Below are 17,097 nucleotides of genomic sequence, written 5' to 3' on the forward strand. Positions count from 1 at the left end.
CACCACAGCCAGGAGACCGAAGTCATGGCCACCGAGCGTACGCTTTCCATCATCAAGCCCGATGCCGTTGCCAAGAACGTGATCGGCGACATCTACAGCCGGTTCGAGAAAGCCGGGCTGCAGATCGTTGGCGCCAAGATGCTGCATCTCTCCAAGGAGCAGGCCGAAGGCTTCTACGCCGAGCACAAGGAGCGGGGCTTCTTCGCCGACCTAGTCAGCTTCATGACCTCCGGCCCGGTGATGGTCCAGGTCCTCGAAGGCGAGGGCGCGATCGCCAAGAACCGCGAGCTGATGGGCGCCACCAACCCGAAGGAAGCCGCACCGGGTACCATCCGCGCCGATTTCGCATCGTCCATCGATGCCAACGCCGCGCACGGTTCCGATGCACCGGAGTCCGCCGCGCGCGAGATCAGCTATTTCTTCCAGGATAACGAACTCTGCCCGCGCAGCTGATTCGTCGACCGACCGGCCTCTCCCGCCGGTCGGTCACCCCTGTCTCCGGACACCCCGCCACTCTCGAGCCGATGCCGTTGCTATGAGCGCTGCTACCGCCACCCCCCGCACCAATCTCCTGGGGCTCTCTCGCGAGCAGATGGAGGCATTCTTCGTCTCTCTGGGCGAGAAGAAGTTTCGCGCCGCCCAGGTCATGAAATGGATCCATCAGGAAGGTTGCGACGACTTCGAGTCGATGACCAACCTCTCCAAGCCGTTGCGTGCCCGACTGGAGGAACACGCCGAGATCCGTGGCCCGAGCGTGGTCTACGAAGGGACCTCCAGCGACGGCACCCGCAAGTGGGTGCTCGAGGTCGAGGATGGCAGCTATGTCGAAACCGTGCTGATTCCGGCCGATAGCGGCACGCGCCGCACGCTCTGCGTGTCGTCGCAGGTCGGCTGCTCGCTGGACTGCAGCTTCTGCTCCACCGGCAAGCAGGGCTTCCAGCGCAACCTGACCAGCGCCGAGATCATCGGCCAGGTGTGGGTCGCCCAGCAGCGGGCCGGCGGCCGCATGAGCGCACCGGATGGACGACGAGCCATCACCAACGTGGTGATGATGGGGATGGGCGAGCCGCTGCTCAATTACGACAACGTGGTGCCGTCGATGAAGCTGATGCTCGACGACAACGCCTACGGTCTCTCCAAGCGCCGGGTGACGCTCTCCACCTCCGGCGTGGTACCGATGATCGACAAGCTGGGCGACGACATCGACGTGAGTCTCGCCATCTCGCTGCACGCGGCCAACGACGAGCTGCGCAACGAGCTGGTACCGCTCAATCGCAAGTACAACATTCGCAAGCTGCTCGATTCGTGTCAGCGCTATCTCGCCAAGTGCGGCGACGCGCGCCACATTACGATCGAGTACACCCTGATCAAGGACGTCAACGATCAGCAGGTCCATGCGCAGGAGCTCGTCGCACTGCTCGACGAACTGCCGTGCAAGATCAACCTGATTCCTTTCAATCCGTTCCCCCACTCGGGGTACGAGAAGCCATCGCGCAATCAGGTCATGCGCTTCCAGAGCTGGCTCTACGAGCTCGGCCACACCGCGATGGTACGCACGACCCGCGGCGACGACATCGATGCGGCGTGCGGCCAGCTGGTGGGCAAGGTCAAGGATCGCACCAAGCGCCACGAGCGCTACATCCAGTCGATCCAGCTGGACGCCGACTGAATTGTCGCGCTCAGCGGCAGGGCCAGCTCTCCGGAGACGACCGGGCGCCTTCCGATCGGCCTGGCGTCGAACGGGCGTCACCTTGACTTCGCCCCGGTCCGGCGCTTTGATGGGAGCCCCAAAACCGCTTTGTTATCAGTTGCTCGGGATTCGACCTTCGGATTGTCGCCATCCCGTAAACGTGGGAGAGCCGTGAATGACTCGCCAATCTCGTCCCTTTTCGATACGGCCGCTATGTATCGCGCTGGGGTTGGTGTGTCTATTGGGCGGCTGCGCCACGGCGGTGTCGTCGAACGGCCCCAGACAGGATAGCCCGGAGGATGCGGCCGCGGCCTACACGAGACTTGGCAAGGCCTATCTCGCCGAGGGCAACATGCCGCGCGCGCAGCAGGCTCTCGAGCATGCGCTGAATCTGGATCCCCGGGACAGCGGCGCGCTGGAGGGGCTGGCACTACTCTACCAGCGCCAGAACGACCTCGATCTGGCGGATCGGTTCTTTCAGCAGGCCCTGGGGGCTGCCCCCAAGGCCACGCGCATCCGTAACAACTACGCCGCGCTGCTGTATCAGCGCGGCGAGTACGCCAAGGCATGCGAGCAACTGCGCGTCGCCAGCGACGATATCACCTATACCAACCGAGCCCAGCTCTTTGCGAATCTGGGCCAGTGCGAGATGGCCAGCGGCGATGCGACTGCAGCTCGCCAGTATTACGAGCGCGCGCTAGATATCGATGCGCGCGACGCACGTAGCCTGCTGGCTCTGGCTCGCATCGATCATACGCAGGGTAACAACGAACGTGCCTGGGAACGCCTGCAGCGTTATTTCACCGTGGCTGGCACCAACGCCGACAGCCTGCGCCTGGCCAGCGAGATCGCCAGCGCCCAGGGGGATTCGGCACGTGCTGCCTTTTACCGCCAGCAGTTGAGCGGCGCCTGAGGCCAACAGACCCCGTACTCGAGCCCTGCTCGGGAAAAGATCAGAAGGATTTTCGCCAATGAGCGAAATGAACGAATCATCGACCAAGCAACACGACGCACCCGGCCACGCTTCCGAAACGGCGGGTGACATGCTCCAAGGCGAGCGCGAACGCCAGGGACTGAGTCTCGAGGACGTCGCGCTGCAGCTGAATCTGAGGCCGATCGTCGTCGCGGGTCTCGAGGAGGATCGCTTCGATCAGGTGCCCATCGCCGCCTATCGCCGGGGTTACGTGCGAGCCTACGCGCGCTTGCTGGGGCTCGACGAGACTCGGGTCGTCGGGGCCTACGACGCCAAGCACGGCCGCGGCGACATGGAACGAAAACTGGCCCCGGTGCACACCGCCCGCCCACCCTCCCGGGTTGGCGCCTGGATCTTCCGCCTGTTCACGCTGCTGGTCATCATCGGCCTGATCTCGCTGACACTGCTGTGGTGGCAGAGCCGCGAGGGCAACGATATCTTCGGTGGCGGCAGCGACGACAGCCCGATCGCCGTCGACCGTCTCAACGACGACGGCGCTGGCGTTTCTGCCCAGGCGCCGGCGACGGACAGTTCGGCGATGACGCCCAACACCGATACCCAACTGCCGCCGCTGCCCACGCAGCAGGACACGCCGACAGCCGGGGCGGACGTTTCGACGAATGGCGTCGGCGCCACGGACAGCGGTGCGGGCGACGGCACCGGCGTTTCCGCCTCGGCGGAGACGACGCCGCCGAGCGGTGACGAACGTCAGGCCCAGCAGGTCGGCTCGACAGCCAACGATCTGGTCGCGTCCACCACGGCACCGGCAGATGACGAGGCAACGCCAGCCGCGGCCAGCGCCAACACGCTCTCCCTGACTTTCAACCAAGAGTCATGGACCGAGATATATGATGCCAACGACGACCGAATTTTCAGCGGTCTGCAGTCCGCCGGCAGCCAGGCGAGCGCGGAGGGAGATCCCCCCTTCCGTCTGACCATCGGCAACGCCAGCGGCGTGACGCTTCGATATCGCGGTGAATCGGTCGATCTGAGCCAATACACGGGCGGCAACAATGTCGCTCGCTTTACCCTGGGAGACTGAGAAGCGCCATGAATATGCCATCTCCGATCACCCGCCGCACCTCCCGACGGATCCACGTCGGTGACGTTCCCGTCGGAGGCGGCGCCCCGATCGCCGTCCAGAGCATGACCAATACCGACACCAACGACGTCGCCGCCACCGTCGCGCAGATCCAGCGTCTTCAACAGGCCGGCGCCGACATCGTGCGCGTCTCGGTACCGGACATGGATGCCGCCGAAGCCTTCGGCAAGATCAAGCGCCAGGTCAGCGTTCCGCTGGTGGCCGATATCCATTTCGATTACAAGATCGCCCTGCGGGTAGCCGAGCTCGGCGTCGACTGCCTGCGCATCAACCCCGGCAACATCGGGCGCGAGGATCGGGTGCGGGCGGTGGTCGACGCGGCACGCCATCACGGCATCCCGATCCGGATCGGCGTCAACGCCGGCTCGCTGGAGAAGGATCTGCAGAAGAAGTATGGCGAACCGACCCCGGAGGCGCTGGTCGAGTCGGCCATGCGCCACATCGATCATCTCGACCGGCTCGATTTCCCCGACTTCAAGGTCAGCGTCAAGGCCAGCGACGTGTTCATGGCCGTGGCCGCCTACCGGCTGCTGGCCAAGCAGATCGAGCAGCCGCTGCACCTGGGCATCACCGAGGCCGGCGGTCTGCGCTCCGGCACGGTGAAGTCCTCCATCGGTCTCGGCATGCTGCTGATGGATGGCATCGGCGACACCATCCGGGTCTCGCTGGCCGCCGATCCGGTGGAGGAGATCAAGGTCGGCTTCGACATGCTGAAGAGCCTCAAGCTGCGCGCCAAGGGCATCAACTTCATCGCCTGCCCCAGCTGTTCTCGTCAGAATTTCGACGTCATCGCCACCATGAATGCCCTGGAGGAGCGCCTCGAGGACATCATGACGCCGCTGAACGTCTCGGTCATCGGCTGCGTGGTCAATGGCCCCGGCGAAGCCAAGGAGACCGACATCGGCCTCACCGGCGGCAGCCCGGCCAACCTGGTCTACATCGATGGCAAGCCGGCGAGCAAGCTGCGTAACGATCATCTCGTCGACGATCTCGAAGCGCTGATCCGCGAGAAGGCAAAAGAGAAAGAGAGCCGCGCTGACGCCCTGATTGCCCGCGAGGCGTGAATCCAGCGTCCCCGAGCTCCCACGCATGAGCGCGAGGCTTGACGCCTCGCGGCCCATCATCAGAGAGTAACCGACGAACGCCCAGGCGGGTGCCTGTGGCGTTTTGCTATAGGCAGGAGTGTCAGTTGAGCAACAAAATCCAGGCCATTCGCGGCATGAACGATCTGCTGCCGGATCGGTCGCCCGCGTGGCAGTATCTCGAGCGCCAGCTGCGCTCGCTGGTGGACCGCTACGATTATCGCGAGATCCGCACCCCGATCGTCGAACAGACCGCCCTGTTCGCCCGCTCCATCGGCGAGGCGACGGACGTGGTCGAGAAGGAGATGTACACCTTCGACGACCGCAATGGCGAGAGCCTGACCCTGCGCCCGGAGAATACCGCCGCCGTGGTGCGGGCCGCGATGGAGCATGGCCTGCTCCACAACCAGACCCAGCGGCTCTGGTACATGGGTCCGATGTTCCGCTACGAGCGCCCGCAGAAGGGTCGCTACCGCCAGTTCCACCAGATCGGCATCGAGGCCTACGGCATGACCGGCCCCGATATCGACGCCGAGATCATCCTGCTCTCCGCTCGCCTCTGGCGCCAGCTCGGCATGGCGGAACACGTCACGCTCGAGCTCAATTCGCTGGGCACGCCGGAAGCCCGCGCCGCCTATCGCGACTCCCTGGTCGCCTATTTCGAGGCCCATCGCGAGGTGCTCGATGAGGATTCCCAGCGTCGACTGACGACCAATCCGCTGCGGATTCTGGACTCCAAGAATCCCGCCATGGCCGAGATGCTGGCCGGGGCACCGCAGTTGCTCGACCACCTGGACGACGCCTCCCGCCAGCATTTCGAGCAGTTGAAATCGACGCTCGATGCCGCCGGCGTGGCCTATCGCATCAACCCCCGGCTGGTCCGCGGGCTCGACTACTATTCACGCACCGTGTTCGAGTGGACCACCACCGCCCTCGGCAGCCAGGGCACCGTCTGCGGCGGCGGGCGCTACGACGGCCTGGTCGAGCAGCTCGGCGGCAAACCGACGCCGGGTGTCGGCTTCGCCATCGGCCTCGAGCGCCTCATGCTGCTGCTCGATACGCTCGACCTGATTCCGGCGGAGGCCCACGGTGGCGCCGACGCCTACCTATTGGCGATGGGCGACTCGGCGGAGCGCAACGCGATAGGACTCGGCGAGCGCCTGCGCGATGCTCTGCCGGCGCTGCGACTTCAGGTACACTGCGGCGGCGGCAGCTTCAAGAGCCAGATTCGTCGCGCCGATCGCAGCGGCGCCAGCGTCGCGCTGATCCTCGGCGAAGACGAGATCGAAAAGGGCTGCCTGACAATCAAGCCGCTGCGCGAAGATGGCGAGCAGCAGACACTCGAACTGGACGACGCCATTGCTTGGCTGGAGCGCCAGTTCACCTGAAGCCTGAACGGGTACCGGCAGCCGCATGACTGCCGACGAACGCAGAAGGAGACCGCCCGTGGCGGAGCTTAGGACCGAAGAAGAGCAGCTGGACGCGATCAAACAGTGGTGGAAGTCGAACGGCAGCGCGCTGCTGGTGGGGATTGCCGTCGCCGCCGCCGGCGTCTTTGGCTGGCATGCCTGGCAGCGCTATGAGGAAGGCCAGTCCGCCGAGGCGTCCAACGCCTATCAGCAGCTGATCGCCATCGCCAGCAGCGACACGCTCGACGACAACGCGCGGACACAGGCCTTCACCCTGGCGGATGGCCTGCAAAGCGATCATGGCAGCACCCTCTACGCCGACCTGGCCGGGCTGCTGGAAGCCAAGATCGCCATCGGTGCCGACGATACCGACCGCGCTCGCCAGGCGCTCGACGATGTCGTCGCCGACAGTGACCGCCCCTACATGAAGGGCCTGGCGCGCATCGACCTGGCCCGTCTCCAGATCGCCAGCGACAACCCCGAAGCGGCGCTGGAGACCCTGAAGGACGCCGTGCCCGGCGCACTCGAGGCGCAGCGCCAGAACGTTCTCGGCGACGCCTTCGTCGCGCTGGAACGCCCGGACGACGCGCGCAAGGCCTATCAACAGGCGCAAAGCCTGGCCCAGGATGCTGACCAGACGATCTACGGCCTTCAGCTCAAGCTAGACGATCTCGGTGTGGAGGACGCCACCTGATGAAACTGACTCACCTACTTCTGCCCCTGGGCCTGACCGCCACGCTGCTGGCCGGTTGTGCCGGTAGCGTCGAACCGCAATATCCGCCCAAGGAGCTTCAGGACTTCACGCCCAAGGTCAGCCTCGAGGAGCGCTGGGATCAGGGCATCGGCGAAGGGCTCGGCCGCGCCCGCTATCCGCTCACGCCGATCGTCGATGACGGAACCCTGTATGCCGTCGACGAAACCGGCGACCTGCGGGCGATCGATACCGACAGCGGCGATACCCAATGGGACGTCAAGCTGGGAACGCCCATCTCCAGCGGCATCGGCGCCGACGGCGGGCGTCTCTACCTCGGCACTCGCAATGGCGAGGTGCTGGCGGTGGATCGGCGAGACGGCAGCATCGACTGGAAATCGCGGGTCTCCAGCGAGGTGCTGGCCGCGCCCCAGGTCAATAGCGAGCTGGTAGTGGCCCAGAGCGTCGACGGTGCGGTCACCGCCCTCGACCGCCTGACCGGCAGCGAGAAATGGGTCTACTCCAGCTCCCAGCCGGCACTGACGCTGCGCGGTACCGGCGCGCCCCGGGTCATCGAGCCGGTCTCCTTCGCCGGCTTCGCCAACGGCCGCCTGGTGACGCTGGACAACCGCAGCGGCCAGCCGCTGTGGGACATGCGCGTCGCCGTGCCCAAGGGACGGACCGAGGTCGATCAGCTCGTCGACCTAGACGGCCAGCCGGTACTGACCCCGGATGGCCGGCTGTTCGTGACCAGCTACAACGGCCGCCTGCTGGCGCTGGAAGCCACCTCCGGCAAGGTGCTGTGGGAACACGAGGAGTCCAGCTACCTGACACCATTGGTGGTCGGCAACTACCTGTTCACGGTCAACGCGGCCAGCCACGTGATCGCGATCGACGCCGACACCGGCCGTGTAATGTGGGATTCCGATACCCTGGAAGGCCGTTCGCTGACCGCCCCCTCGTTCGTCGACGGCAACATTGCGGTGGGCGACTACCAGGGCTACATCCATCTCATCGACGCGTCGACCGGCGAGATGAGCGGACGCATCCACTTGGGTGGCGACGGCCTGTCGCTGCCCCTGCTGACCGGCGACCGTCGTCTCTATGCCCTTGGCAACGATGGCACCCTGGTTGCGTACGACCTGAAGACGCTCTCCGATCAGAACTGACCGGCACCGCGCTCTGCCAATCGGCCCCGCCTGAGCGGGGCCGATTGCGTTGGGAAGAATGGAACCGCCCGGCTCGGACTTCCCGCTGTTCGCGTGCTAGAATGACCGGCTATCAAGCGGTCGTACCGGGCTTCCTCGCAGCCCCTCCCGCCGGCCGTCCACCTTGTCACCGCCTTTTTGCGAATCGCCATGAACCCCGTTATCGCCCTGGTTGGCCGACCCAACGTCGGCAAGTCGACGCTTTTCAATCGCCTGACACGTACCCGCGACGCGCTGGTGGCCGATTTCCCCGGCCTGACCCGCGACCGCAAGTACGGCAGCGGCCAGCTCGGCGACAAGACCTACACCGTGATCGACACCGGCGGCATCAGCGGTGACGAGCAGGGTATCGACGCGGCCATGGCGGAGCAGTCGCTGACCGCCATCGACGAGGCCGATATCGTGCTGTTCATGGTCGACGGGCGTGCCGGGCTGATGCCGGCCGACCAGGCGATCGCCAACCACCTGCGCGTCAACCAGAAGAAGACCTGGCTGGTGGTGAACAAGACCGATGGCCTCGAAGAGCAGACCGCGATGGCCGATTTCTGGGCGCTCGGCCTGGGCGATCCGCGACCGATCGCCGCCTCCCACGGACGCAACGTCACCACGCTGATCGACGAGGTGCTGGAGCCGTTCCCCGAGCGCGACCCCAACGCCGGCCCGGCCGGCTATCATCCCGGCATTCACATCGGCGTCATCGGTCGCCCCAACGTCGGCAAGTCGACGCTGGTCAACCGCATGCTGGGCGAGGAGCGCGTGGTCGTGTTCGACGAGGCCGGCACCACCCGCGACGCCATCGAAGTGCCTTTCGAGCGGCGCGGCAAGCCTTACGTGCTGGTCGATACCGCGGGTGTGCGGCGGCGCAAGAACGTCAGCCTGATCGCCGAGAAGTTCTCGATCATCAAGACGCTCGAGGCGATCAAGGAGTGCCACGTCGCGATCATGGTGCTGGACGCCCGCACCGGCCTGGTGGAGCAGGACATGCACCTGCTCGACTACGTGCTCAGCAGTGGGCGCGCGCTGGTGCTGGCGGTCAACAAGTGGGATGGCCTGGAAGGGGAAGCCCGCGACAAGATGCGCTCGGACATCAAGCGCCGGCTCGGGTTTGCCGACTACGCCGAGCTGCACTTCATCTCGGCCCTGCACGGCACCGGCGTCGGCGACCTCTACAAGTCGGTCGACAAGGCCTTCGACAGCGCCAACAGCCACTGGTCGACCAACCGGCTGACCTCGATCCTGCAGGATGCCGTCAGCGAGCATCAGCCGCCGATGATCAATGGCCGCCGGATCAAGCTGCGCATGGCCCACCAAGGGGGCAGCAACCCGCCGATCATCGTCGTCCACGGCAACCAGACCTCGTCGTTGCCGGAAGCCTACCGACGCTACCTCACCAACACCTTCCGCAAGGTGCTGAAAGTCCGAGGTACGCCAATCCGATTCGAGTTCCGTTCGGGCAACAACCCCTACGACAACCAGGCTGGCGCCAGCGACCGGGAAAAGGCCCGCGAGCGCCAGTTGAGCCGCACCCGGGAGGCGAGAAAGAACCGCCGCTGACCTGCCTGGCGAGGCCAGTGGCGCCCGCGCCGTTCCTCGCCGCCGCGACGCCGTCGCTGGTCAAGGGGCAACGGCGACCCGGGTCTGATTCCTTCCCCCCTGCTTGGCGTCGTACATCGCACGGTCGGCGGCCTCGAGCAGCGCCTCGGCCGGTTGCCAGTCGAGCGTACTCGCCACCCCCGCACTGAATGTGACGTTGAAGGTCTCCCTCGCTGCCACGCACTCGAGCTGAGAGAAACTGACCCGGATACGCTCGATCGCTTCGCGAGCGTGCTCCAGCGAGCACGAGGGCAACACCGCCACGAACTCCTCGCCGCCGTAGCGGCCGACATGATCGACCCGGCGCAGCCGCTGGCGCAGCAGGTTGGCGAGCAGGCGAATGACATAGTCGCCGGTGCCATGACCGTACGTATCGTTGATCGACTTGAAGCGATCGATGTCGATCATCACCACGCAGGCCTCCGAGCCGGTACGCTCGGAGCGCGCCTGTTCGATCTCGATCAATTCCTTGATCGCCGGGTGCTTGATCAGGCCGGTCAGGCCATCACGGGCCAATGCCAGACTGAGCTGCCGGGAGCGCTGTGCCCTCGCCGTGACCGCAGCCACTAGCGCCACGTCCGCGATCGGCTTGACCAGAAAGTCGTCACCGGCCTGGGCCAGGGCCTGCGCCTGGCGGTGGACGTCGGATTCCGCCGACAGATAGACCAGTGGAATTCGCAGCCAGTCGTCGTCGAAGCGAATGAGGCGCGCCAGTTCCGGTCCGGAGCACCCCGGCATGTTGATGTCGATCAGTACCAGATCGGGCACGAAATCGCGCAGGCCCCGCAACACGTCGCGGGGCGCGGTGATGACCCGGGACTCGATCCCGGCGCCCTTCAAGGTCAGGCGAAAATGCTCGGCGAGCTCGAGGTCGTCGTCGACGATCAGCACCCGGTAGGGATCCTGCTGCGGAAGGTTGACCAACTGGCGGAGATGGCGCTCCAGCGAAGGCACATCGACGGGATGGGCAAAGAAGCCGTGAGCCCCGTCACGAACCGCCTGGAGACGAGCATCGAACCCGGTGTCGTCGCTCAGCAGTATCAGCATCGCCTGCGGCATGTCGGCGATACGATCGCGCCAGGTGACGCTGTCGACCCGGGCCGTGTCGACGATCGCGACATCCGGCTGCCACTCACGACAGGACCTCTCCGCCGAGAGCGCGCGGCAGTCGTAGCCGAATCCGGTCAGTGAATGGATCAGGGCGTCGGTCTCGCCATCCGCCATGACCGCGATCCGAATGGGCCGATCGCCGCTGGCGAGGTCATAGCCGGCTTGCGGCTCGGCGACGGCCGCTGCAGCGGTGGTGGCGAGCAGACGATAGCTGTCCCGAAGGCGGTCGTGCAGCGCCGAGAGCATCGGCGGCGTGGGCGCAGCCGCGCTCTCGATCACGGTCTGAAGCCACATCTCCATTTCACGGGCATCGCGGCTCAACTCGGGATAACCGAACGTCCCCGCGGAGCCCGCGATCCGGTGCAGACCCTGTTTCAGTACCTCGAGCATCGCCGGATCGAGTCCGCTCTGGCGCGCGCTGAGCTCGCGTGCCTGAGCGGTGAGGGTCTGCAGGTCCTCGCCGAGACGCTGACTGTACTGTGCCTTGAGCGCCGCCAGCCGCGCCTGGATGTCACTATCCTGCATGGGATCGCTCCCAGATCTCCCGCAGCTGTGTCGATAGCATCATGGGATCGAATGGTTTGATGACCACATCCAGGGCGCCGAGGGCGCGGTAATGCTCGATCTCGCTGGGCTGGACCTTGGCCGTCATGAAGATGACCGGAATCGATTGTGTCGACGCCTGTTCCCGCAACCGGGTCAGCGTGGTGGGGCCATCGATGCCCGGCATCATCACGTCGAGCAGGACCAGATCCGGCTGCCATTCATCGGCGCATGAAAGCGCCGACTGGCCGTCATCGCAGCTGCGGACCTCGAAGCCGCCGACGATCTCGAGCGCGACCTTGGCCACCTCCTGGATCGAGATATCGTCCTCGACATGCAGAATCCGTTGGAGAGGTTTCATCTCAGCGGGTTTCCTCGTTTTGATTGTCCGACGACGTCGCACCGCCCCGAAGCTGACGACCGAAGGCTTCCATGAGCGCCTCGGCAGAGAGACCGGGCTTGGCGATCGCCGTATCCATTCGTCCCAGCAGCGTCGGTGCCAGCGCCTCCTCGGACAGGATGATGACAGCCGGCTGGCGGGCCAGTTGGCTCAGCATCGGAATGATCTCCCAGCCGGGCGATTGCGGCCCGGTGAGATCCAGCGATATCAAGCCGTAGTCATGGCTGTCGAGCAGATAGCGCGCTTCCTGCAGCGAACGCGCCACGTCCAGCGTCATGCTGACGGCGATCTGTTGCGCCACGCGGTGGGTCAGCTCGGCATCGCTCTCGACATGCAGGATACGCTCGCGCTGGGGCTTCAGACTCAGCGAACTGTGCAGTGCGCCAGCCAGCCGCTTCTCGTCGAGCGGTTTGGCCAGCCAATCGACGGCATCCAAGCGGCCGCCGATCTCCAGCTCCCCCTCTTCCGCCGCCGCCGAGACGATCAACACCGGCAACTCCCGGGTGCGCGGTTGCTCGCGCAGTTGACGCAGCAGCGTCAGGCCGTTGCCGTCCGGCAGCAGCAGATCGAGGGTGATGGCATCGAAGCTCCGGCGCTCGAGCCATTTCAGGGCTTCACCGATGGTGTGCGCGGTTTCGGCCTGATAGCCCCAGTGCCTGACCAGCGTGGCCAGCAGCACTGCCGTGTCCGGATCGTCCTCGACGATCAGCAGCCGGGATCCGGTGGTTTCGATCTCGTGGCCGTCGACAGCCGCTGGCGACGCTTCCACTGACACTCTGGACTCGGGCGCCTGAGCCATCTCCGTGCAGGGCAGCTCGAAGAAGAAACAGGCGCCCTGCCCGGCCTCCGAGAAGAAGTTGATCGACCCTCGCATCCGCTCGACGAGCTCACGCGTGATGGCAAGGCCCAGACCGGTCCCGCCCTGCTTGCGCGTGGTGGAGCCGTCGGCCTGGGAGAACTTCTGGAAGATGCGATCGTGAAACTCGGCGGGAATGCCCGGGCCGTGGTCGATGATACTGACTCTCACCCGTTCACCGATCGGCTCTACCCGAATTTCGACCTGGGTGTGCGGTGGAGAGAACTTCGCCGCGTTGGAGAGCAGATTGCTCATCACCTGCTGAAGGCGCATCGGGTCGACGTTGACACTCGCGCGATCCATGCGATCGGTCACCACATAGCGAGTCTGGAACTGGTCGGCGTAAGCCTGGTTGGCCTCGATCGCCTGGTCGACCAGTGGCATCAGCGGCTGTTCCTGCATCTGGAACGTCATCTTGCCGGCGACCAGTTTCTCCATGTCGAGCAGATCGTTGATCAGCAGGATCAGGCGCTGGGAATTGCTGTGGGCGGTCTTCAACATCCCACGCATCGCATCCGGCGGTGTTCCGAGCGCGCCGCCCTGAATCAACCCCAGCGCACCGGAAATCGAGGTCAGCGGCGTGCGTAGCTCATGACTGACGGTGGAGATGAACTCGCCCTTGAGACGCTCGTCGCGCTTGCGCTCGGTCACGTCGTGGAGGAAGCCGTGCCATATCGTCCCGCCATCGTCCTCCCGCTCGGGGATCGACTGGCCGGCAAGCCAGATGACCCGACCATCGGGATGCAGGATGCGATACTCACACTGCCATGGAGTCAGATTCTCCCTCGACTCGGTGATAGACCGCAGAACCATCTCCCGATCCTCTTCCAGGATCGCCTCGATGACCGCGGAGGAGTCCTGTGCCGCCTGCTCGGGGGTGATCCCGTAGAACGCCTTGATCGCGTCACTGGCGTAGGGAAACGAGGGCCGCCCATCGGCATCGACCCGATACTGATAGATCATCCCGGGGGTCTGGGAGGCAATCTTGCGCAGCCGCTTGCTCAACTCCTCCCGCGCTTCGACTTCGTGCCAGCGCATCAGCGTGGCACCGACCCAACGCGCCAGCAGGCGCACGAACTCCTTGTCGACTTCGTCGAATCGACGGGGATGCGGCCGATCGCTGCTGAAGGCCAAGGCCCCGTAGCGCTGTCCATGTACCCAGATAGGGGCACCGATATAGCTCTTGAGCGAGTAACGCAAACGGCAGCGGTGCTCGCCGAAGCCATCGGTGTCGGCATCGGCGAAGGCGACGACGTCGGCACTGGCCATGGTCAATTCACAGAACGTGTCGCTGGTCTTCAGGTGCTGTCCCGGCTCGAACCGCTGATCGATGGAGTAGGCGGCCTGGATCAGATAATCCTCACCCTCGATACGGTTGGCGACGGCAAATGGCATCCCAAGATGCTCGGCACCTGCCTGCAGCGCCTTTTCCACCAGACGCTGGAAAGAGGTTTCCTGGAAGGCTGCGATATCGTTGAGGGTCTGCAGCGTCTCCTTCTGTGCCTCGAGGCGCTGGTTGAGGGACTCCAGGGTCGATTTCTGGCCCTCGAGCCGCTGCTGATGACGAAGCATGGTGTCCCGGGTCACACGACGCGTGCCCCACAGCAGCAGCAGCAGGCAGGCCTCGGCGATCAGCCACGCCACACCCCAGCGCAGCCAGGTGCTGATGATCAGCGCATCGCGATGCTCGAGTTGCGTCGTGATATCTTTCCAGACCGCCACCGCCGCGATCGCTCGCGAGCTGTCGTCCCCGGATTGGCTCAGCGGGACCAGCGTCAACAGATAGCCGCGTCCGTCATCGCCCTCGACCACGGACCAGTTCGCGCGGTCTTGCACCACCGGCATCTGGGTGCCGGACAACCAGTCATCGATCAGCGCATTCGAGCGCTTGGTCACCCGCCATCGGGGTACGGCCCCATCGATATCGCCCTCTCGGGAAAGCACCGCGACACCGCTCTCCAGTTGATTGGAGAGTCTGGCGACGTCGGGCACCACGGCAAATTCCACCTCGAGAAGCCCGACGAGCGTATCGCTCTTCTCGTCCTCGGGTCCGAAGATCGGCGCGACACCAGCCGTGGTCGCTCGGGAACCGTCGAACTCGATGCCGTAGACCGCCTCTCGCGTTTCCAGGCTCCGCCGTAACAGATAGTCGCTGTCCCCGGAGACCGGGGACGCGTCATGCGACTGCAGGCTCAGGAAAGGACTCGCGTCGTCGTCACCAGGCAGGAAGAGGTTGAGTTCCAGCGCATTGCCCGCTTCCAGCGCCCTCCAGTAGGGAGCGAGATTCTCGCGAAGTCGGGTCCGGATCGCTTGCAGCCGAGCTGGCGAGACGGGGCCCGTCGCCTGGGCCATGAGTCCGCGAACGACCGGATTGGCGACCAGCGTGGTCGCCAGTACCTGGACTCGACGTTCGAGCCCGGCACGCGAAGCATTGATGGTGATTCCCTGTTCCTGAGACTGGAAATTCAGGTCCCGGGAAAAGGCCTCACGATCATTGAACAACGCCTGCAACAACATCCAACCGAAGAACAGCGTCAGCAGGATGCTGCCCAGGACAATCAACCATGTCGGTAAGCGAGAGACCTTCACCCGTCTGTCTCCTCATGAACGGTTCCCAAGCAAAGCATGAAATGACTCATGCTTTTTCATGAGGATAACGCATTCGCTTACGCCGTTGGCCGTTGAATGGATTGCGAACCGACCCACTGGCAGGCGAATTGCCACGCGGCACGACCGCTGCGCACGCCGCGCAGCGTGGCATAGCGCACCGCGTCGGCACGGGCCGCCTCGCTCCAGGCACCGTCTCCTCCCAGATGGGCGACCCAATGGCGGCATGCCTCGAGGTAGGATTGCTGGTCGAACGGGTGAAACGCCAGCCACAGGCCGAAACGATCCGACAGCGAGATTTTTTCCTCCACGGCATCGCCATGGTGCAACTCGCCATCGACCAGGTGCGTCTCCTGATTGTCGGCCATCGACTCCGGCAACAGGTGACGACGATTCGACGTGGCATAGAGCAGCACATTCTCCGGCGGCCCGGTCAGCGTGCCATCGAGCACGCTCTTCAACGCCTTATAGGCATCGTCGCTGCCCTCGAACGACAGATCGTCGCAGTAGACGACGAATCGTTCCGACCGATCCCGCAACCGCTGCACCAGGATCGGCAGCGCGACCAGATCGTGACGATCGACCTGGATCAGGCGGAGCCCCTCGCCGGACAGCGTATTGAGCAGGGCGCGCACCATCGACGACTTGCCGCTGCCCCGCGCGCCCCACAGCAAGGCATGGTTGGCGGGGTAGCCTTGGAGAAACGCTCGGGTGTTCTCCAGCAAGGCGCGCTTCTGGCGCTCGACCCCGATCAGATCCTCCAGCCGGACGCTATCACGCGGCGATACCGCGACCAGCTGTCCGCCGAGCGGGTGGGATTGCCACAGGGCCGCGACATCACGCGCCCAGTCGATGGCAGGCGGCTGCTCGGGCAGCCATCCCTCGACACGATCCAGTAAACGGCTCAGACGTAGCGCCAAATCACCATCCATCCTCGACTCTCCTTGAAACGAACAGGGTCAGACGATTCCGGCAACGGGCTCTAAGAGTGGGGGAAAGTAACGATGGAAATCGATCTTCCCGGAGGATTGCAGGCTGCCGGAAACGGAGTATCTTGTGCCGGCTGGCCCCTCGGGTCCAGTCGCGGCCCTCGGTCGACCCGCATTTTCGGCCTGGGAGTACCGATTCGGCACCGCCGCTCACCCAGACGTTTCCCATGGCTCATTTCAAGGAGTGACGATGGCGTTTCGCTTCCGCTGGCTCGCCGCATCGATCCTGGTGACTTCGCTCACCGGCTGCCTGGCGCTCCCCCAGGTCGGCTTCATGCTGGGACGAATCGCGCTGTCGTCGATGGGCGTCGAGAACGTGCGCATCGGCAACTACCACTTCTCGCCCGGTCTGGAAGGCATCGACGAATTGACGCTGCTGAGTTCGGGGCTGGCGCTGGCCGGCCTGCCGGTGAACGTCGATCTGCCGCTGGCGATGGTGCTGCCGGCGGGGACGCCGTCGGTCACGCTGCAGGGCTTCGACTGGCAGCTCCAGGTGCCCGGCGCGGAACCCGCCGCCGGCGAAGTCACCGAGCCGATTTCGCTGACCGGCGGCGAGCCCGAGACCGTCACACTGCCGGTTTCGCTGGAGCCGGAAGGCCTCGACGCACTATCGTCCAGGGCCGATCGCGTGTCGTCCCTGCTCTCGCTCGCCCGACGGTTGAGTCGCGCCGGCGAGCTGCCGACAGGCAGCCAACTGACGCTGACGCCCACACTGCCGGCCGCGCTCGACGGCATCGTCACGGCGCCGACCCTGACCCTGGACATCGGTGAACCCGCCGACGGCGGCCAGCAAGACCCGTCGGCTTGACCGCCCTGCCAGGCCGGGTATCTTGGGCCAATCGGC

General features: G+C 65.0%; 14 protein-coding genes. 10 read left to right on the top strand and 4 right to left on the bottom strand.

What is annotated here, in order from left to right; translation table 11 throughout:
* Window positions 1–24 precede the first annotated feature (24 nt).
* From ndk to der, 9 genes are all read left to right on the top strand, one after another.
* A complete protein-coding gene (ndk, locus tag DOM45_RS05260; RefSeq protein ID WP_110598472.1) occupies window positions 25–453 on the top strand; it encodes a nucleoside-diphosphate kinase in 429 nt (142 codons plus the stop codon).
* An 82-nt stretch (window positions 454–535) separates the two neighbouring features.
* The gene (rlmN, locus tag DOM45_RS05265; protein ID WP_110598473.1) at window positions 536–1,669 is read left to right on the top strand and encodes a dual-specificity RNA methyltransferase RlmN; all 1,134 of its coding nucleotides are present in this window, start codon (window positions 536–538) and stop codon (window positions 1,667–1,669) included.
* A 196-nt stretch (window positions 1,670–1,865) separates the two neighbouring features.
* On the top strand, window positions 1,866–2,603 hold the full coding sequence (pilW, locus tag DOM45_RS05270; RefSeq protein ID WP_110598474.1) for a type IV pilus biogenesis/stability protein PilW: 738 nt from the start codon (window positions 1,866–1,868) through the stop codon (window positions 2,601–2,603).
* 58 nt (window positions 2,604–2,661) lie between these two features.
* Window positions 2,662–3,705 carry a RodZ domain-containing protein gene (locus DOM45_RS05275; RefSeq protein ID WP_110598475.1) on the top strand — a complete coding sequence of 348 codons (1,044 nt, stop codon included), beginning with the start codon at window positions 2,662–2,664 and terminating at the stop codon, window positions 3,703–3,705.
* A gap of 8 nt (window positions 3,706–3,713) precedes the next feature.
* The gene (gene ispG, locus DOM45_RS05280) at window positions 3,714–4,829 is read left to right on the top strand and encodes a flavodoxin-dependent (E)-4-hydroxy-3-methylbut-2-enyl-diphosphate synthase (protein WP_110598476.1); all 1,116 of its coding nucleotides are present in this window, start codon (window positions 3,714–3,716) and stop codon (window positions 4,827–4,829) included.
* A gap of 125 nt (window positions 4,830–4,954) precedes the next feature.
* On the top strand, window positions 4,955–6,235 hold the full coding sequence (gene hisS / locus DOM45_RS05285) for a histidine--tRNA ligase (RefSeq protein ID WP_110598477.1): 1,281 nt from the start codon (window positions 4,955–4,957) through the stop codon (window positions 6,233–6,235).
* 58 nt (window positions 6,236–6,293) lie between these two features.
* Window positions 6,294–6,950: a YfgM family protein gene (locus DOM45_RS05290; RefSeq protein WP_110598478.1), complete on the top strand. Its 657-nt coding sequence runs from the start codon at window positions 6,294–6,296 to the stop codon at window positions 6,948–6,950.
* On the top strand, window positions 6,950–8,116 hold the full coding sequence (bamB, locus tag DOM45_RS05295) for an outer membrane protein assembly factor BamB (protein ID WP_110598479.1): 1,167 nt from the start codon (window positions 6,950–6,952) through the stop codon (window positions 8,114–8,116). The genes DOM45_RS05290 and bamB overlap by 1 nt, the downstream gene beginning before the upstream one ends.
* A gap of 189 nt (window positions 8,117–8,305) precedes the next feature.
* A complete protein-coding gene (gene der / locus DOM45_RS05300; RefSeq protein ID WP_110598480.1) occupies window positions 8,306–9,709 on the top strand; it encodes a ribosome biogenesis GTPase Der in 1,404 nt (467 codons plus the stop codon).
* A 60-nt stretch (window positions 9,710–9,769) separates the two neighbouring features.
* Here der and DOM45_RS05305 read toward each other — a convergent pair whose 3' ends face one another.
* From DOM45_RS05305 to DOM45_RS05320, 4 genes are all read right to left on the bottom strand, one after another.
* Window positions 9,770–11,383, bottom strand: a complete 1,614-nt coding sequence (locus DOM45_RS05305; protein ID WP_110598481.1) for a diguanylate cyclase — start codon at window positions 11,381–11,383, stop codon at window positions 9,770–9,772.
* Window positions 11,373–11,762, bottom strand: a complete 390-nt coding sequence (locus DOM45_RS05310; RefSeq protein ID WP_110598482.1) for a response regulator — start codon at window positions 11,760–11,762, stop codon at window positions 11,373–11,375. The genes DOM45_RS05305 and DOM45_RS05310 overlap by 11 nt, the downstream gene beginning before the upstream one ends.
* 1 nt (window position 11,763) lies before the next feature.
* Entirely contained in the window at window positions 11,764–15,246 is a 3,483-nt protein-coding gene (locus DOM45_RS05315) for an ATP-binding protein (protein WP_110598483.1), read from the bottom strand.
* 77 nt (window positions 15,247–15,323) lie between these two features.
* Window positions 15,324–16,196, bottom strand: coding sequence for an ATP-binding protein (locus DOM45_RS05320; RefSeq protein WP_110598484.1), 873 nt, complete (start codon window positions 16,194–16,196; stop codon window positions 15,324–15,326).
* A gap of 247 nt (window positions 16,197–16,443) precedes the next feature.
* Here DOM45_RS05320 and DOM45_RS05325 point away from each other — a divergent pair, with 247 nt between their 5' ends.
* Window positions 16,444–17,061, top strand: coding sequence for a hypothetical protein (locus tag DOM45_RS05325; RefSeq protein WP_110598485.1), 618 nt, complete (start codon window positions 16,444–16,446; stop codon window positions 17,059–17,061).
* Window positions 17,062–17,097 lie beyond the last annotated feature (36 nt).

Origin of the sequence: Salinicola lusitanus (assembly GCF_003206045.1) — a bacterium.
GTDB classification, from domain to species: domain Bacteria; phylum Pseudomonadota; class Gammaproteobacteria; order Pseudomonadales; family Halomonadaceae; genus Salinicola; species Salinicola lusitanus.